At 72.8% G+C, this 18,715-nt stretch carries 12 protein-coding genes and 2 pseudogenes; 11 read left to right on the top strand and 3 right to left on the bottom strand.

The window, feature by feature from the left end; genetic code table 11:
• Window positions 1-24 precede the first annotated feature (24 nt).
• The 11 genes and pseudogenes from AC07CM_RS38285 to AC07CM_RS38235 all read left to right on the top strand — a co-directional run.
• On the top strand, window positions 25-1,194 hold the full coding sequence (locus AC07CM_RS38285) for an ATP-binding protein (RefSeq protein WP_478881132.1): 1,170 nt from the start codon (window positions 25-27) through the stop codon (window positions 1,192-1,194).
• Window positions 1,195-1,199: 5 nt separating this feature from the next.
• Window positions 1,200-4,733 (top strand): vWA domain-containing protein, encoded by a 3,534-nt coding sequence (locus AC07CM_RS38280; RefSeq protein ID WP_478881131.1) that lies wholly within the window; start codon window positions 1,200-1,202, stop codon window positions 4,731-4,733.
• Window positions 4,730-6,532 (top strand): hypothetical protein, encoded by a 1,803-nt coding sequence (locus AC07CM_RS38275; protein WP_478881130.1) that lies wholly within the window; start codon window positions 4,730-4,732, stop codon window positions 6,530-6,532. The genes AC07CM_RS38280 and AC07CM_RS38275 overlap by 4 nt, the downstream gene beginning before the upstream one ends.
• Before the next feature lie 201 nt (window positions 6,533-6,733).
• Entirely contained in the window at window positions 6,734-7,552 is an 819-nt protein-coding gene (locus AC07CM_RS38270; protein WP_478881129.1) for a helix-turn-helix transcriptional regulator, read from the top strand.
• 245 nt (window positions 7,553-7,797) lie between these two features.
• Entirely contained in the window at window positions 7,798-9,165 is a 1,368-nt protein-coding gene (locus tag AC07CM_RS38265) for a hypothetical protein (protein WP_478881128.1), read from the top strand.
• 177 nt (window positions 9,166-9,342) lie between these two features.
• The gene (locus AC07CM_RS38260) at window positions 9,343-10,806 is read left to right on the top strand and encodes a GMC oxidoreductase (protein ID WP_478881127.1); all 1,464 of its coding nucleotides are present in this window, start codon (window positions 9,343-9,345) and stop codon (window positions 10,804-10,806) included.
• Between the two features lie 49 nt (window positions 10,807-10,855).
• A complete protein-coding gene (locus AC07CM_RS38255) occupies window positions 10,856-12,316 on the top strand; it encodes an SIR2 family protein (protein WP_478881126.1) in 1,461 nt (486 codons plus the stop codon).
• A 176-nt stretch (window positions 12,317-12,492) separates the two neighbouring features.
• On the top strand, window positions 12,493-12,696 hold the full coding sequence (locus tag AC07CM_RS38250; protein WP_055635265.1) for a cold-shock protein: 204 nt from the start codon (window positions 12,493-12,495) through the stop codon (window positions 12,694-12,696).
• An 88-nt stretch (window positions 12,697-12,784) separates the two neighbouring features.
• Window positions 12,785-14,491 (top strand): DEAD/DEAH box helicase, encoded by a 1,707-nt coding sequence (locus AC07CM_RS38245; protein ID WP_478881125.1) that lies wholly within the window; start codon window positions 12,785-12,787, stop codon window positions 14,489-14,491.
• Window positions 14,492-14,656: 165 nt separating this feature from the next.
• A complete protein-coding gene (locus AC07CM_RS38240; protein WP_478881124.1) occupies window positions 14,657-15,844 on the top strand; it encodes a cytochrome P450 in 1,188 nt (395 codons plus the stop codon).
• Between the two features lie 197 nt (window positions 15,845-16,041).
• Window positions 16,042-16,272 (top strand): annotated as a pseudogene (locus AC07CM_RS38235) (SAM-dependent methyltransferase); the annotation flags it as partial.
• Window positions 16,273-16,311: 39 nt separating this feature from the next.
• On the opposite strand, the gene AC07CM_RS38230 reads toward AC07CM_RS38235, so the two are convergent.
• The 3 genes and pseudogenes from AC07CM_RS38230 to AC07CM_RS38220 form a co-directional block, all read right to left on the bottom strand.
• Window positions 16,312-17,793 (bottom strand): DEAD/DEAH box helicase, encoded by a 1,482-nt coding sequence (locus tag AC07CM_RS38230; RefSeq protein ID WP_478881123.1) that lies wholly within the window; start codon window positions 17,791-17,793, stop codon window positions 16,312-16,314.
• A gap of 172 nt (window positions 17,794-17,965) precedes the next feature.
• The gene (locus AC07CM_RS38225; protein ID WP_311699250.1) at window positions 17,966-18,169 is read right to left on the bottom strand and encodes a cold-shock protein; all 204 of its coding nucleotides are present in this window, start codon (window positions 18,167-18,169) and stop codon (window positions 17,966-17,968) included.
• Between the two features lie 396 nt (window positions 18,170-18,565).
• Window positions 18,566-18,715: pseudogene (locus AC07CM_RS38220) on the bottom strand (DNA-directed RNA polymerase subunit alpha); the annotation flags it as partial.

The following is an 18,715-nucleotide window of genomic DNA, read 5'->3' as shown; positions in this document are numbered from 1 at the left end:
CACCACCTTGAAGGGCACCTGCCGATGACCACCGTCCTCGTTCCCGACGCCACCCGTCAGATCGTCCCGCCCGAGGACCGGTACGCCATCGAACTGGCCTTCCTCGCCGCGTACGACACCGGTCCGCGTCCGCCCGCGTGGCGGCTCACGCCCCGGGCCGTCGTCACGTTCGTCATGGGCAGCGCCGGTCAGGCGCTGCGGCTGCCCGAGGACGCCGAGGTGCCGGACGAGGTGCCGCGGCGGCTGGTGGTGGAGGGCAAGTTCGTCGGCGACCGGGCGCTGGTCGAGCGGTGTGTCGTCACGCTCGCCGGTGAGCGGGGCCTGCTGCTCGTCGGCGAGCCCGGCACCGCCAAGTCCATGCTGTCGGAGCTGCTGTCGGCGGCCGTCTGCGGGACCAGCGGTCTGGTGGTGCAGGGCACGGCGGGCACGACCGAGGACCAGCTCAAGTACGGCTGGAACTACGCACTGTTGCTCGCGCAGGGGCCCAGCCGGCAGGCGCTGGTGCCGTCGCCGGTGCTCACCGCGATGGCCCGGGGCGCGATCGCCCGGGTCGAGGAGGTCACCCGCTGCCTGCCCGAGGTGCAGGACGCCCTGGTGTCGCTGCTGTCGGAGCGGCGCATCGCCGTGCCCGAACTGGCGGGCAGCCAGGACGCGTTGGCGCACGCGACGCCCGGGTTCAACCTCATCGCCACCGCCAACCTGCGGGACAAGGGCGTCTCGGAGATGTCCGCCGCGCTCAAGCGCCGCTTCAACTTCGAGACCGTGGGCCCCATCGGGGACCTCGACGCGGAGACGGCGCTGGTGCGCAGCCAGGCCAGGGCGTCGGTGGAGCGGGCCGGGGCACCCTTCCAGGTCGACGACGCCGTGCTGGAGGCCCTGGTCACCGCGTTCCGGGACCTGCGCGAGGGGCGGTCGGCGGAGGGCTGGGAGGTGGAGCGGCCGTCCACGGTGATGAGCACCGCGGAGGCCGTGTCCGTCGCCGGCGCGCTGGGCCTGGCCGCGGCGTACTTCCCCGGTGACCGTGACGTCCTCGGCCTGCTCCCGGGCCACCTCCTCGGTGTGGTGCGCAAGGACGATCCGGCGGACGCGGCCCGGCTGCGCGGCTACTGGGACGGTCCCGTCCGGCGTCGTGCCGAACAGGGCTCCGCCACCTGGCGGACCCTGTGGGACCTGCGCACGGTGCTGGAGGGCTGACGGCCGTGGCCCACGCTTCTCCCGAGGCGGCCGTCCTGGCCCTCACCGACCCGGCGGCGCCCTGCCTCCTCGGCGTACGGCATCACGCGCCGTCCCTGGCCGCCGCCGTGCCGGCGCTGCTCGACGCGGCCGAGCCGGACGTCCTGCTCGTCGAACTCCCCGCCGAGCTGCAGGACTGGCTGCCGTGGCTCGCCCACGAGGAGACCCGTGCGCCGGTCGCCCTCGCCGCCGCGCCCGGCGACGGGGGCGGCGGCCCGGCGTTCTATCCCTTCGCGGACTTCTCGCCGGAGCTGGTGGCGGTGCGGTGGGCGGCACGTCATGGCGTACCGGTCGTCGCCTGGGATCTGCCGCTCGCGGACCGGGCATGGGGCGGTGACTCGCCGGCCGGCGCGGATACCGAACGCGCCGAGGCGGACACCGGGTCGGTCACGGCACCGGGCGGTTCCGGGCTCCCCGGTCTGGCCACCGCGCTCCGCTCCCGTCTCACCGGCCGCCCCGGTGACGACCTGTGGGACCGGCTGGTCGAGGCCACCGCCCCGGGGTCGCCGCCGGAGGCCCTGCGCCGGGCGGCGCTGCTGACGGGGTGGGCGCTGCGCGAGGAGGCGGCGGCCTCGGGCGGGGTGCCGGAGCTGGATCTGCGGCGGGAGCGGTGGATGCGGTCGTGCCTGGCCGCGGCCACCGCGAACGGGGAGCGGGCCGCCGTGGTGGTGGGCGCCTTCCACGCCCCGGCGCTGCTGGAACCGGCCGGCGAGACGCCGGCGCCGAAGGGCGGCACCGGGAACACCACGCCGTGGACGACCTCCCTGATCCCGTACACCTATGCCCTCCTGGACGAGCGTTCCGGCTATCCCGCGGGCATCCGGGACCCCGAGTGGCAGCACCTGGTGCTCGAGGCCGCCGGTGACCCGGTCGCGCTGGAGAACGCGCTGACCGGTGCAGCCGTGCGGGTGTGTGCCGAGCTGCGGGAGCTGGGCCACCCTTCCGGGCCCGCCGACGCGCGGGAGATCGTGCGGCTCGCCGGTGATCTGGGCCGGCTGCGCGGGCTGCCCGCGGCGGGCCGGGGGGAGCTGGTGGAGGCCGTGCAGACGGTGCTGGCGCAGGGTGAGCCGTACGGGCGGGGGCGGGCCGTCGCGCGGGCCATGGAGCAGGTGCTCGTCGGCAAGCGCGCCGGCCGTCCGGCGCCGGACGCACCGCGCAGCGGGCTCGCTCCCGCGGTCGAGGCGGAGCTGGCCGCGCTGGGCCTGCCCGGCCCGGCGGACTCCGGTCCCGGGACCGCGCGCGACCTGCGCCTCGACCCGCTCCGTTCCGACCTGGACCGTCGCCGCGAACTCCTGCTGCGCCGCCTGACGGTGTGCGCGGTGCCGTACGCGGAGCCCAAGGAGGTCACCGGGGCGGGCGGCGCCGAGGCGCTGACGTCCCGCTGGGAGGTGCGCTGGACGCCCGCCACGGCGGCCATGCTGACCGTGGCGGGCGTGCGCGGCGTCACCTCGGCCCAGGCCGCCGAGGGCCTGCTGCGGGAACGGCGGCGCGCGGAGCGGGACGAGGGCGGCCCCACCGCCGCGCAGGCCCTGCGCGGTCTGGAACAGGCGGCGGAGTGCGGCCTGACGCATCTCACGGACGAGCGGCTGGAGGACACGGCCGACGTGCTGCCGGGCTCCGGGACCCTGCCCGAACTCCTCGCAGGTCTCGCCCTGCTGGACCGGTTGTGCGCCGGTCACGTCCCCGGGCTGCCGGCCGACGAGGACCGTACGGCACGGGCGGCGGCCGTGGCCGAGCTGCTCACCACCGCCGCCGTGCGGCAGGTCGACGGCCTCAGCGGCTCCGAGGATCCCGCCGACGCCCAGGCCCTGCTGGAACTCGCCCACCGCGCCGACCTGTTGGGCGGCATCCGGCTCACCGACTCCCTCGCCCGGCTGGCCGCCGGCGGTTCCCCGCTGATGCGCGGCGCCGCCGGAGCCGTACGCGTGCTCCTCGGGCACGAGGATCCGACCCGCTTCGGCGACCGGGTGGCGTTCTGGGTGGACGGCGCCTGCGACCCCGAGTCACGGTCGGCGCTGACCGCGCGGCTGACGGGGGTGCTGACGGCGGCGGGGCAGTTGCTGGAGTCGGCGGCGCCCACGCTGGAGCCGCTGCTGGGCAGGGTGTCGGAGCTGTCCGACCGGGACTTCCTGGACCGGCTGCCCGCCCTGCGGGGCGGTTTCGACACGCTGAGCCCCGCCGCCCGCGACCGGCTCCTGTCCACCGTCGAGGAGCGCCTGGACGAACGCCGCCTGGCCGACACCGGCGCCGTCGACCCCGCCGCGCTGGCCGCCTGGACCCGGGCCGACCTGGCGGCCCGCGACGCCCTCGCCTCCTGGGGGCTGCTGCCACCGCCCCGGCAGCCGCAGGCCGCCGCCCCGGCCGCGGCCGGCCCCGTCGCCGAGGCGGGCCACCGGCTCGCCCCGGCCGACCGCTGGCGTCTTGTGCTCGGCCGCCGCAACGATCAACTGGCATCCACCGCACGGCCGTTGGCGACCGCATTGGACGAGCTGTACGGCCGCGGGCGCGGCGAGGGCAGCAGGGGCGACCTCACCGGTGCGGGCGGCGGTGGGGGCCGGGAGGCGCCGTATCCCGGAGTACGCGAGTGGTCCGAGGATCTCGCGGCGCTCTTCGGGCCGGGCATCCGCGAGGAGGTGCTGGCGGCCGCCGCCGCCACGGGCCGGCCGGACGTGTTCGCGGAACTCGACCCGGACACCGTACGGCCCTCCGTCGAGCTGCTGCGCTCGGTGCTCCGGCACGCGGGCGGGCTGCCCGAGGCCCGGCTGGCCGCGCTGCGCCCGCTCGTCCGGCGCCTGGTCGACGCGCTGACCCGGGAGCTGGCCACACGGTTGCGTCCCGCACTGCACGGCACGGCGCTGCCACGGCCCAGCCGCCGCCCCGGCGGCGGACTCGACCTGCCCCGCACGCTGCGGGCCAACCTGGCGACCGCGCGGCGCGCTCCGGACGGCACGGTCCAGGTCATCCCCGAGCGTCCCGTCTTCCGCACGCGGGCCCGCAAGGCCGCCGACTGGCGGCTGATCCTCGTCACCGACGTGTCGGGCTCCATGGAGGCCTCCACGATCTGGACGGCGATCACGGCCTCGGTGCTGGCCGGGGTGCCCACCCTGTCCACGCACTTCCTGGCGTTCTCCACCGAGGTCGTCGATCTGACCGATCATGTCGAGGACCCGCTGTCGCTGCTGCTGGAGGTCAGCGTGGGCGGCGGCACCCACATCGCCGCCGGGCTGCGGCACGCTCGCGAACTGGTCACGGTGCCCTCGCGGACGCTCGTCGTGCTCGTCAGCGACTTCGAGGAGGGCTACCCCCTCGGCGGGCTCCTCGCCGAGGTCCGCGCCCTGGCCGGGGCCGGCTGCCGGCTCCTCGGGTGCGCGAGCCTGGACGACTCCGGCCGGCCTCGGTACGCGACCGGGGTCGCGAGCCAGTTGGTCGCGGCGGGCATGCCGGTGGCCGCCCTCAGTCCGCTCGAACTCGCCCGCTGGGTAGGGGAGAAGATCGCATGAGCCGCATGAGCCGCGTGAACGAGGACCGGACGGACGAGGACCGGACGGCCCCGGAGCGGACGAGCGAGGACCGGACGAGCCAAGGTCTGCCCCCGGTCGCCCCGGCCGTGACCGCCGAGCTCGTCGCGGCCCTCTCCCCGCGGCTGCGCAGGCGGCTCGACGCGGGCATCGCCAAACTGGTGTCCCGCCCGGCCGTGCGCGACGGCGACACCGTGCGCATCGCCGTCGACGACGACGGCACCGACGTCGAACTCCACGCGCCCACAGGGACGGTGACCGGCGCGGACGCCATCCACTGCGGCTGCCTGCTGGCCCCGGACTGCCTGCACCGGGCGGCGGCCGCCTCGGCGGCACCGGTCGCTGACCCGGCCGCGGCGGCCGACCCCGGCGAGCCGGACACCGGTCCGGCACCCGCGGCAGCGGGGGACCCCGAACGGGCCACCCCCGAGCAGTGCGCCGCCGCCCGCGCCCTGCACGCCGCCGCGACCGCCGTACTCGAAGCGGGTACGGACGGTTCCGGGGCCGTGCTCCAGGCGGAGTTGCTGCGCGCCGCGCACACCGCGCGGATCGCGGGACTCCCCAGGGCCGCGGCCACGGCCGTCTCCGTGGTCACCGCGCTGCGCGCGGCCCGCTCCGGCGACCCCGCGTACCGCCTCGCCGACCTCGTCGGCGCGCTGCGCGACGCCCTGTCCGCGGCCCACCGCGTCCCGCACGCGCAGGGCCCCGAACTGACCGAGCTGCGCGGGACCGTTCGACAGCCGTACCGGCCGGACGGCTCGCTGCGGCTGTACGGCCTCTTCTCCGAGCCAGTGCTCACGGCGAGCGGGTACGCGGGCGCGGTCACCTGGACCGCCGACGCCGAGGGCCGCCTGTACCAGGTGTCGGACGTCGCGCCGGGCGGGGCGGGCCGGGCGGTGGGCGCGGCGGACCGCGCCGTGCGCGTGGGCGACACGGCTCTGACGCACCGCGAGCTGTCGCGCGCGGGCCTCGCGGTGTCGGGGGCGACGGTCTCCCCGACGGGCCGGCTGGGCGCGGGCGCGGGGGTACGGGCGGTCCGCGCGTCCGGGGCCGACTGGCGCGCGGAGCCCCTGGACCGGCTCTGGGCGCCGTCGGCCGCCGAACAGGTGGCCCGCGCCCTGGCGGGCGGCCGTGATCCGCATGATCTGCTCTTCCTGGAAGTCACGCTCGTCGGCACGGTCCGGGAGGCGGCAGGCGACTGTCTGCTCGCCGACTGCGCAGGCGCCCCGCTGCTGCTGGCCGCGGCCCACGACCACCCGGCGCTTCCCCACCGCGAGAACCTCCGTCTGCTGGCCGCCGCCCGGGGCAGCCGGCTCCGGGTCGTGGCCCGGCTCGTCCCGGCCCCGCAGCCCCGAGCCCTGCTGCTGGCGACCGAGCACCCCACCGCCCCCGGCACCCGCGTGGACACCGGTCTCGACCGGCTCCAGCACGCCGACCTGCCCACCGCCACGCCCGCATCGCCGGACACCGCGCCCGCGACCGACGAGGCACCGGTGCACCTGCTGCGCCGCCGTGTGCACCAGGCGGCCTCGGGAGGGCGGCTGGTCCTGTCCTTGCCCGGGAACACGGCGGCCGACGTCCGGCGGCTGGGCCGGCACGGGCTGGCGACGGCGGGCGACCTCCTGGACGAGCTCCACGCGGCCGCGGCAGAGCGCGCACGCGACGTCTTCGGCCGTCTGCTCCCCGCGGACGGCGACCGGTTCGCGCGGGCCTGGCTGGCCGCGGCCCGCTACACCGACGTACTCGACCGCGCGCTGTGCGCGGCGGCCTGGGGTGCCTGAGGCAGGAAGCGGGTGAGGGACGGCTGACATGCGGGACGGGCCGCCGTTCCCCCGCGCCGGCGGCCCGCCCGGCGAGCGTCCGAGCATGCCGGTGCCGCCGGTTGAAGTGTGCGACACCGGGGGACGGCGGGGGTATGCGTACAACTGCGTACGTACGCCGGGCGGGAGGCCGGCGAGCGGTCGACAGGTGGAGAGGAACACGTGGCACACGGGCTGGACAGGGCCTACGAACGCCTGGTGGCGGTCGCCGTGGCGACGCTGCACGAACGGGAGCCCGGGCGGCTGTGGCCGCTGCTCGGCACCGCCCTGACGGACCTGTGCGGCGGCGAGGCCGTCGTCCACAAGCTGGACGACTGGAGCGCCCGCAGGGGCACGGTCGGTGCGGCACCCGACGGCGCGGCCGCCGAGCTGGACCGGCTCGGGGATGCGGACCTGGGTCTGCTGCGCGCGGGCTATCCGTTCGCCCGGCACTACGCGGCCCGCGAGGACCGGGCCCCCGTCACCGCCCACCGGACGGTGGGCCGCGACTGGCCGGGCAGCCCCACGGCCCAACTGCTCGGTGACGTCCTCGATGTCGACCACGTGCTCGGCGTACCGCTGCCCGGCAGTGGCGCGCCGATCACCGGCTGCCTCGTCTACCGCTCCGGTACGGACTTCACCGAAGACCACCTGACGATGGCCGAGCGAGCGCAGCCGCTGCTGGCCGGCGTGGAGCGGCAACGGCAACTCCTGGTGGAGTGGCGGCGGTCCCTCTCCCGGGCCGGAGCGCCGGACGAGCGGGCGGCCGACTGCGCGCTGACGCCCCGTGAGACGACCGTGCTGCTCCTGCTCGCCGACGCCCTGACCGCCGACGCCATCGGCCGGCGCCTCGGCATCTCGGCCCGCACGGTGCACAAGCACGTGGAGAACATCTACCGCAAGCTCGGCACCCGCGACCGGGTCGGCACGGTGCTGCGCGCCCAGCGACTGGGACTGGTCGCGTCCCCCGCGTCCCGGCTGCCCGGCGCCGGCGCTTTCTGACCGGTCGCCGGAGCGGTTCGTCCCGCCGCCCTGCCGTGGTCAACTCCTCGGGGGAGGACTCTGGTTCACCGTCCGCACCGCGCACGGCGAGCCGTCGGGCGACCCGTCGAACGGACCGTTCCGGCGGCTCCGCCGGGTCCGCTCCCGGGAGTCGACCATGAGCCGTCTCAGGACGTCTGTCAGCAGTTACGCTGACCGTTCACAACGGTGGAGTCCGTGGTGGTCCGGGTACGGGGGAGGCAGCGATGGAGCCCGACGCACTCGCTCGGCGGGGCTACCTCATGGGCCGGGGCGAGCGGATCCGCCGGCACTTACGGATGTACCTGCAACGCGCCGTCGTGGGCGCGATCAGCGGGGTGGCGGTCCTGGCCGGTTTCCTCTCGGCGGCACAGGTGACCTGGCCGCTCCACGTCTATCTGCTCCTCACCCTCGGCGCCGTCGGCGTCTGTCTGCCGGGCCTGGCCCTCCTCGAACCCGGGCGGCGTCATGTGATCGTGGGACGCGTGCTGCGTCGGGGGCGTACGCCTGCCGCCAGGCTCGACGCCTTACCACCGCTGCCGCCGCTGCCGACGGCCGAACCGGCCCCGATCGACCCCGTGCTGGCCACCGCCTGTGACGACCCCGTGTACCTGGCGGGACTGCGCTCCCTGCTTCCCCCCAGCCGGCCGTTGATCGTCGTGCCCAGCGGCCTGTCGGACGTGAGCCGACCGGAGGAACTGCTGTGGCCGCTGTTCGAACACCGGCTCAGCCGCTCCCATCTGCGCGTCGACGTACGGGATTTCGGGATACCACTCCCTCCGTACGTGGTGGAGCGGGAGTTGTCGGGCGGCAACGGAAGCGCCGCGCGGCTCCTTCCCGTGCGGGACCTCACCTTCACCACCCGGCTCGCCACCGCGCTGGTGGCCGGCAGCGATCAGCCCGTCCCGCCTCTCACGCCCGAGCACTGCGCCGACCCCGTCCAGATCGCCCGGCACGACGTGGTGATCGTCGGCGGGCCGGACACCAACTTCTGGCACGCCCTGCTCTTCGAACCCCTCCACCGGGAGTTCGCCTTCCCGTCGTCCTCGGTGCCCCTGGCCTTCGGGATGCGGCGCGAGCGCGAGGGGGGCGTACCGGTGTACGGCAACACGATCGCCTCGGTGGTGGCGGCCGACGACGACAGCGAGCCGCGACACGCCCCAGGGGCGGTATTCGGCCACGTCTTGCAGCCGACGTACGGAATGATTCTGGCATGCCGCAATCCGCTCGCCGCAGCCCTGGGTCTCTCCCGGTGGTGCGTGTTCGTCGCCGGGACGACCTCCCTGGGAACCGCCGGGGCTGTGCTCGCGCTGAGCCGCATACTGGGGCGCCTTTCCGCTGATCCCGGCGCCAATGTCTCGACCGTGATCCCGACCGCGCACCCGCGTGTGCGGGCCCAGGTGTCGGCGGTGCTGTGCCGGGTCACGGAAGTGGAGCAGTCCTACGTGCGGAGCAACGGCCGGGTCATACCGCGGCAGCGGCGGCGGCTTCCCGGCGAAGGGCCCGTGCCGGCCGAGTTCGACGATTTCTGGCTGCCGACCCGCTGTGAGGTCCTCGACTGCTCGGCCCCGCAGCCCCGATGGAGCCCAGTGTGAAGCAGGTCCGAAAACAGCGACACCAGGAGGAAAGCACAATGAACGGCACAGGGCCTGGGCCCGGGGGCTCCGTTCCGGTACGTCAGGCCGTCTCCGGCTGCCGGGTGGGCGGAGCCGATGACTGAAACTGTTCCGGCCGGCCCGAAAGGTGGGCTCCCGGAGCGTTGCCGTATCGCCGTGGTGGGATCCGGCCTGGCCGGTCTGAGTCTGGCGCGCGAGCTGGCGGACCGCGGGGCGGACGGGGTGGTCGTGCTGGAGGCGGGTCCCGACCGGGGCCACGCGCACAAGGAGTTGCTGACCCGGGACGAGTCACTGCGTCTGTGGCACACCAAGGATCCGGACTTCCACCGCGCCTGGTCCAGCGAGCGGCCACCGCACTACGTGCACAGCTCCGGCCTGCGCAGGCGGCTCGGGGGCCGCTCGCTGTACTGGCACGGCGTCTGCGTTCCCATCGAGGAACAGGTGCTGCGATCCGGGGTCTGGCCCCGGGCGCTGGCCGTCGAACTGCTCGGCGAGGGGCTGCCGGAGGGGTCGCTGTACGCCCAGGTCGGCGTGCAACTGGCCGACTGGGCTCAGGCCCCGATGGGGCACTGCCGCAGCGCGCGGGAGCGCCGGCTTCTGGCGCGGCTGCGCGAGTTGGGCTACCCGGTGGAACCGACTCCGCAGGCGGCCCGTTCCGAGCGGATGCCGGGAGGAGAGGTCCGGCAGGTCCCGTTCACCCCGCTCACGCACTGGCGAGGGCCGTCGCCGCAGCCCCTGCGCTACCCCGTGCTGCCCGACTGCCCGGTCACCCATCTGCGGACCGGTTCCGGGGGGCTGGTCGAGGTGACGGTCGAACGGGCCGGCGGGCCGGCCGAGGTGCTGCTGGCCGAGCAAGTGGTGCTGGCCGGCGGGACCTTCGAGAACACGCGCCTGGTGGGGCGCGTTCTGGCCGAGACGCACGGGCAGGGCTTCTGGGAGTTCGACAATCTGACGGACCACGTCAACCAGGGCTTCGTGGCCGCAGTGCCCCGCGCCGCGATGCCGCTCCCGGCGGAGCCGGGCAGGGCGTTCTGCTTCGCTCCCGTGCTCGACGCCTGTCGTTCGTACCTGTTCTTCGACGTACTGGAGCCAGCGCGTCCGGACACGGTGCTGATGTGTGTGTGGACCATGGGCGAACAGGTCTCGACGGAGAGTCGGGTCCGCGTCGAACGGGTATCTCCTGAAGGACAGTGGGAGCTGAGGGTGCAGCCGACGATCTCGCCTGCCGACGACCGGATCGTGGAGCGGCAGGCGGTCCAACTGGCCGAGGTCGCCGAGCGGGTGTTCGGGATCGATCGCCTCACCTACTCCCTGCGCAAGGAGGATTTCCGGGAGGGCGGTCCGTTGTTCCTGCCACAGCTGCGGGCGGCTCTCGGGCACGATCCGGCGGTGTCGGGCGGGGCGGTCTTCCCTTATGTCTATCCGCTGGGCAGTGTGGACCACGAGGCGGGCACGCTCGCGCTGGGAGGGGACGCGGTCGACGAGGACGGCACCGTACGGGTCATGCCCCGGGTCTCGGTCCTCGGTCCTGCGGTGTTTCCGCGCCAGGGTGCGGCCAATCCGTCGCTGACCACGCTGGCACTCGCGAAGTGGTACGCCCGCAGACTGTGCGATCGCTGATCACGGCCCCGGCGGAGGCCGGGGCACGATTTTCGAGGGGGCGGGGGACATGGAGTTACCCACGGATCTGGTCAGCGCTTTCAAGCGGGGGCTGGGCGCCGTGTTTCTCGGGGCCGGTGCTTCCGCTTCCGCGGGTTTGCCCGACCGTCAGCAGGTCGCCGGCGCGCTGGCACGCGATCTGCGGCTGCCGAGACCGGACAACGGGAGGGGCTTCCCGGCCAGCGAGCTGATAAAGATCCCGCAGTACTACGAGAACCGCTACAACCGGCGACGGCTGGTCAACCGGCTCCAGGAACTGATGGAGGTGAAGCGCTTCGCGGATTCCGAGGTGCACAACCTCATCACCCAGTTGCCGTGCGACACGTACTACACGACCAACCACGACGAACTCCTCGAGGAGACTCTGCGCCAGCAGCACCAGGGTTTCGCCGCCGTGGTGTCCGAGGAGGCCGCCCGTACCTTCGCCGAGCGGCGGGGCAAGGTGGTCCGCAAGATCCACGGCACCATCTCGCAGCCCGACACGCTCATCGTGACGCGCAGCGACTACGCGGACTTCGCGAGCGAGAGCCGGTTCTCCATCGACGCCCTGCGCAACGACCTCACCCAGCGCGTCTTCCTGTTCGTCGGCTACAGCCTCACCGATCCCGACTTCAACAGCATCTACGACCATGTCTTCTACGGCATGGGGCGGATGCGCCAGACGCACTTCATCTGCATCAACGGCCCCACGGACCTGGAGGTCCAGGATCTGCGCCAGTGCGGCATCGAGGTGATCGACCTCGCGTTGTGGCCGGGCCGCACGGAGGCGCAGCGGCTGATCTCCTTCCTCCAGGCACTGGCCGAGGCCACCAGCGCGATGGTGCACGTGGAGCGGTTCTTCTGCGGGGTCCGGCAGGGCGAGCGGGTGCCCATGATCGTGCGGTCGGTGCTCAACGAGGAGGAGACGTCCGTCTACTACCCCGACTGCGACATCCGCGTGGCGCAGGAGGTCGAGAAGGCGCTGCAGGCGATGGGCTGCGAACCGGAACTCGTGCCCTCCGTGCTGGCCGAGGCCCGTTTCGACGAGTATCTCCAGCAGAATCTGGTCCTCATCTGCTCACCGCTCGGCAATTCCTTCACGGCCCGGGTCTTCGACCGCCTGGAGGAACGGACCACCAACATCTGCATTCGCTTTCGCATGGACGACGACCGCGGCTACCTGGAGGACATCAAGACCGGCATCCGCTACGTCCCGGACCGCCCGGCCGACGCCGACCCGCAGCACATCCAGTACGACTACAGCGTCATCGCCCGCTACCGGAATCCGTGGGCCGACGACAAGTACCTGTTCATCATGGCCGGCCTGAACGCCATCGGAACGCACGCGGTCTCGCGCTTCCTGTCCAACCTGATGAACTACCGGAAACTGCCCCGCAGTCAGGACGACTCGGTCCTTCTCCTGCGGGTCAGCTACCGCGCCTACGACCCCTACCGCTTCGTCTCGGAGGAGGAACCTTTCGCCGAGCTGTGAGGCCGTCACCCCGGGGCGGCCGTCTCCAAGCGCGGCCGAGCTGTGCTAGGGTTCTGGAGTTGCAGTTGTGGTACCCATGAACCTATGTGCGCCTGACAGGAATGTTTCCCTTCAGGCGCATTATTTGTTTTCCGGCATCTCCGGATGGGGCCTCTGCCTACAGAACGGAGAAGGTCATGGCACAGGGAACCGTGAAGTGGTTCAACTCTGAAAAGGGTTTCGGCTTCATCGCGCAGGACGGCGGCGGCCCCGACGTCTTCGCCCACTACTCGAACATCGCGTCGCAGGGCTTCCGTGAGCTCCAGGAGGGCCAGCGGGTCTCCTTCGACGTCACGCAGGGCCAGAAGGGCCCCCAGGCGGAGAACATCGTCCCCGCCTGATCGCCGGACGCATGTCCGCTCACCGGGGTCCGCACCGTCACGGTGCGGACCCCGGTTTGTGCTGTTTTCCAGGAAGGCAGAGAACCGCATGTCCCGCAGGTCCCAGAAGCCGAACCGGCGCGCCTCGTCACCCCCACCGTCCGCGTCGGCGCCAGGGGAATTCCGGCTGCCGGAAAGCACGACACCCGCACTCCCCGCCGTCGAGGACTTCGCGGCTCTGGACATGCCCGCGGGGCTGCTGAAGACCCTCACCGCGCAAGGCGTCACCACCCCCTTCCCCATCCAGGCCGCCACGCTGCCCAACTCGCTCGCCGGCCGTGATCTGCTGGGACGGGGACGCACCGGCTCCGGCAAGACCCTCGCGTTCGGGCTTGCCCTCCTGGCCCGCACGGCCGGACTGCGCGCGGAGCCCAGGGCACCCCTCGCCCTCGTGCTGGTGCCCACCCGCGAACTCGCCCAGCAGGTGACCGACGCGCTGACCCCCTACGCGACGGCGGTCAACCTCCGGCTGGCCACCGTGGTCGGCGGGCTGTCCATCACCAAGCAGGCGGCTACGCTCCGGCGCGGCGCCGAGGTACTCGTGGCGACTCCGGGCCGGCTCAACGATCTCGTGGAGCGTGGGGACTGCGTGCTCGACAGCGTACGCATCACCGTGCTGGACGAAGCCGACCAGATGACCGACATGGGCTTCCTGCCGCAGATCACCAAGCTGATCCAGCGAGTACGGCCCGACGGTCAGCGCATGCTCTTCTCGGCCACCCTGGACCGCAACATCGACCGCCTGGTGCAGCGGTTCCTGACCGACCCCGTGGTGCACTCCGTGGACCCGTCCGCGGGAGCGGTGACCACCATGGAACACCACGTGCTCCACATCCTGGACGAGACCGACAAGAAGGCGGTCACCACGCGCATCGCCGCCCGTGACGGCCGCGTCATCCTCTTCCTCGACACCAAGAGGTCCGCCGACCGGCTCGCCAAACGGCTCCTGGCCGTCGGTGTCCGCGCGGCGGCACTGCACGGCGGCCGCTCCCAGCCGCAGCGCAACCGCACCCTGGAGCAGTTCAAGAACGGCCAGGTCACCGCGCTGGTGGCGACCAACGTCGCGGCCCGGGGCATACACGTCGACGACCTCGACCTCGTGGTGAACGTCGATCCCCCCACCGACCACAAGGACTACCTCCACCGGGGCGGCCGCACGGCCCGCGCCGGCGGCTCCGGCAGCGTGGTCACCCTGGTCCTGCCCGACCAGAAGCGCGACGTCACCCGGCTCATGTCCGACGCGGGCGTCCGCCCCCGAACGGCCCGCATCACGTCGAGCGACGCGGAACTGGCCACCATCACGGGGGCCCGCGAGCCCTCCGGCACGCCCGTCACCATCGAGGTCCCCCAGCCGGCGACACCGACGACGTCCCGCCCGGACCGGAAGGCCGGCACCGAGTCCGGCAAGCGGTCCGGCCGACGCCGAAAGGGCGGCAGCGCAGCGACGACAGACGCTGCCACCAGCACGAGGGACCGGGGCTCGAACCGCCGGACCGCGGCCGGTGCAGCAGTGGCCGGTGGTCCTTCCGCAAGCAGCGGACGCCGCTCTGCCCGCCGGACGGGGGCCGGCAGGGCCACCGAGGGTGAGGTCGGCTCGGGCCGCCGCGTGTCCGACGGCCGGGCCGGGGACGGTGCGGCGACCGGTGGCGCCTCCGGCAAGGCCGTCCGCGGATCCGGCCGACGGACGGCGGCCCGCGGCGCTACCGGCGACCGCGTCCCCGGCCGCCGAGGCGGCCGGGGCAACTCCGCGCCCTAGCTCGGACCATCCCGACGCTTCAGTCCCGGCGCATGCATCGGCCAAGGCGGTGTGGGACCAGCTCAACGCACCGCCGGAGACGCATACGCTCTGAGTGGGGCTCCGCGGGGGCCGGAATTCCAGGAACGGGAACAAATTCCAGGAACGGGAACAGGGGGAGCTTCCATGGTGACAGCGCGCCGGTTTCCGCTCGGCTCCGCGACCACGCTCACCGAGCTGGAGGACGACCCCCACCCGCGGCTGGCCCTGCTGCGCGCCCGCGAACCGGTGTCGTGGCTCCCCGTGCTGGGCGGCTGGCTGGTGACCCGGCGTGATCTCGCACTGCGCGTGATGCGCGACGCGGCGACCTTCACGGTGGACGACCCCCGCTTCTCCACCGCCCAGGTCGTCGGTCCGAGCATGCTCTCCGTGGAGGGTGCCGAGCACAAGCGGCACCGCGCCCCGTTCGCCGATCCGTTCCGCACGCAGGATGTACACGACCGGTTCACCGGGTTCGTGGAACAGGAAGCCTCCCGGCTCGTGGAAGGCATCCGGCCGCGTGGCAGCGCCGAACTGCGCCGGGAGGTGGCCGGGCCGCTGGCCGTCGCCGTCGTTGCCGAGGCGCTGGGCTTGGTCGGCGCGGACGCCGGGGCGGTGCTGTCCTGGTACGACGCCATCGTGGGCGCGGTCTCCGACATCACCGCCGGGCTGTCGGCGAACCCCGCCGGGGCGACGGCGTTCGACCAGTTGCGGGGAAGCGTAGAGGCGACGATCGCGGCAGGGGGCGACGCGTCGCTGCTGGTCACGGCGGCCGAGAGCAAGCGCCTGAAACTGCCGGAGGTGGTCGCCAACGCCGCCGTGCTGATGTTCGGCGGTATCGAGACCACCGAGGGCATGATCGCCAACACCGTACTGCACTTGCTGGCACACCCTGATCGACTCGCCCTCGTGCGTGCCGATCCAGACCTGGTCGACGCGGCGATCGAGGAATCACTTCGCCTGGAACCCGCCGCGGCGGTCGTGGACCGCTACGCAACAGCCGACGTGACGATCGGCGGGGCCGCCGTGCGGCGCGGTGACCTTGTGGTCGTCTCGCTCGCCGGCGCGAACCGCGACCCCGAGATCTTCCAGGACCCCGACCGTTTCGACCTGCGACGGGGCAATCGCCGTCTCCAGCTGGCCTTCGCGCACGGCCCGCACTTCTGTCTGGGCGCCCACCTTGCCCGCCTGGAAACCCGCGCCTGTCTCCGCGCGCTCCTCGACCGCCTCCCCGGCCTGCGGCTCGACCCGGCCTCGCCCACCGCGCCCAGAGGCCTGGTCTTCCGGAAGCCCCCGGCTCTGCGCGTCCGCTGGGACATGCCGAGTCAGCGCTGACGCGACGTCGGCTCACCTCCGCTCTGCGCTGTACCGGGACCGCAGTAGAAGGTCGGGCGGGAACGGTTCGAGCGGAGTCGGCGCGGATGCGCTCGCTGTCGCTGAGGACGGCCCTCAGGAGGCTGCGCGAGGAGGAGCGGGCGGGGGTGCCCGACTGGCGTCGACAACGCTCGTGATCAATACATCCAGGGCCTGCTGGCTTCGGCACCTTCGACCTGGTCGAGCAGATTCTCGTCTCGCACCACTTCGCCCGCGACAGCGACGACGGCCGCTACCGCCGCGGCAGCTCCCGGCACCGGTACGCACGGCCGGCGGAGCTCGGCCTGATGGCACGGATCGCGGGGCTCGAGCTGGAACGACGCGACGCGGACTGGGCGCCGTTCACCCAGGACTCCGCGAAGCACATCTCCGTGCGGCGCAAGACGGCCCGGGTCACGCACACAGCGTATTGGGGCACCGTTGCCGGCCTACGCGCCGCGACGGACCCGGGCGGCCTTGCGGGCCTCGGCGATCTGGCGGGCCTCAGCAGACCGGCGAGACTCGCCGCCGCCGGCCCGCCCCGGGCGAGTGCCCAGACCGCGGAAAGGTGCACCGCCGCGCTTCGGGCGCTCCGCGACCGGCCCGCTGCCGGCGACGGGGACACCGGAGGGAGCCTGGGCGCCGGTGATGCGGCTCAGCTCGGCCTCACCGGAGCGGACCTGCGTGATCTGCGGCCTGATGCCTGCGTCGGACATGAGACGGGCCATGTCCCGGCGCTGGCCGGGGAGGACCAGCGTGACGACGCTGCCGGACTCGCCGGCGCGGGCGGTTCGGCCTCCGCGGTGCAGGTAGTCCTTGTGGTCGTTGGGCGGGTCGACGTTGACGACGAGATCGAGGTCGTCGACGTGAATGCCCCGAGCCGCGACGTTGGTGGCCACCAGCGCGGTGACGTCGCCGGTCTTGAACTGTGCCAGGGTGCGGGTGCGCTGGGGCTGCGACTTGCCACCGTGCAGCGCGGCGGCCTTCACGCCGCTGCTCAGCAGATGTCTGGTGAACCGGTCGACAGCGTGCTTGGTGTCCAGGAACATGATCACACGCCCGTCGCGGGCGGCGATTTCGGTGGCGGTGGCGTACTTGTCGGCGTCGTGCACCTGCAGCACGTGGTGCTCCATCGTGGTGACCGCGCCCGCCGACGGGTCGACCGAATGGACCACCGGGTCATGGAGGTAACGACGGACCAGGAGATCGATGTTGCGGTCCAGCGTGGCCGAGAACAGCATGCGCTGGCCGTCGGGACGCACCTGGTCCAGCAGTTCGGTGACCTGCGGCATGAAGCCCATGTCCGCCATCTGGTCGGCCTCGTCCAGGACGGTGATGTTCACCCGGTCCAGGCGGCAGTCCTTGCGCTCGACGAGATCCGCGAGGCGGCCAGGTGTCGCGACGACCACCTCGGCCCCGGCACGCAGTGCGCCGGCCTGCCTGCCGATCGACATGCCGCCGACCACAGTGGCCAGCCGCAGCTTCAGCAGCCGGGCGTACGGGGCGAGCACATCGGTGACCTGCTGGGCCAGCTCGCGCGTGGGCACGAGGACCAGGGCCAGCGGCTTCCGCGCCTCGGCACGCTGCCCGCTCGTGCGCACGAGGAGCGCCAGACCGAAGGCGAGCGTCTTGCCCGATCCGGTGCGCCCACGGCCCAGGACGTCGCGCCCGGCGAGGGAGTTCGGCAACGTGGCAGCCTGGATCGGGAACGGCTCGTTCAGGCCGAGACCCGTGAGCATCTTCAGCAACTCGACGGGCATGGCCAATTCACCGAAGGTCGCGGCCGCGGGCAGGGCCGGGGTGACGGTGACCGGCAGCGCGAACTCCCCCGGTGGTGCGGAGGAACGGCGCCCGGTGCCGCCTGGAGCGGCGCCGCTGCGCCCCTGATCCTGTGGACGGAAACGGTCGTTCGCGCGAGCTGAACGGCTCATGGAGAACCTTCCTCGGCAGGGCACGCATCGAGGAATTCCCCGACAGGAATGAGCCGGATGAATTGCAAGAACGAGCCGGATGTGGGACTAAAGGAATTCCATCGGAATGGAAAAACAAATATCTGGGACCCCGCCGCGAGACGGGGTCCCAGATATTTCATACGCTTCGACGTCAGGCGGGAGTGATGTTCTCCGCCTGCGGACCCTTCTGGCCCTGCGTGATGTCGAAGTTCACCTTCTGGCCTTCCTGGAGCTCACGGTAGCCCTGGGTGGCGATGTTCGAGTAGTGGGCGAAGACGTCCGGGCCGCCGCCGTCCTGCTCGATGAAGCCGAACCCCTTCTCCGCATTGAACCACTTGACGGTGCCAGTAGCCATGTCACATCTCCTTGGGGGCAGTGCCCGCGGGCCCACACCTTGTGGACCCCTGCGTTGCCACAATGAACCCCGTCCGGATAAGCACCGGAGATACAAAAATGCCCGACGACATACAGTCACCGAAGCACTTGAAGTTTCGGGAACCACAACTGCAACTGCGAGAAGTTTAGCACGGTGCACGTTGTTTCCGCGAAAGACGGGCCCGGAATCCCTCGGTGCCCAGCTTTTCGAATCCCTCCTGGGATAGTCCCGTAGGTCCGCGCCGCGCCCGCCGGCTCGGAGGAGCGCCGCACTGAGTATCTCCGTCGGTGGGCGTGCGGGGAGCCGGGTGCGGTCGGCCGGTGCTCATCACTGGCTCCTCCGCCTTCCTGGCTCCCCCACGACCTGGCGCGGCGTTCAGTACTGCTCGTTCTCCATGAAACCCGTGCTCCCGTTGTCGTCCGCGTCGAAGGCGGCGGCGGTCGGGTCGAATCCGGGCGGGCTGTCCTTCAGGGCCAGGCCCATGCCGGCCAGCTTCGCCTTGACCTCGTCGATCGACTTCGCACC

The organism is Streptomyces sp. NPDC044061 (assembly GCF_056434305.1).
This window is presented reverse-complemented; position numbering and strand designations above follow the sequence as displayed.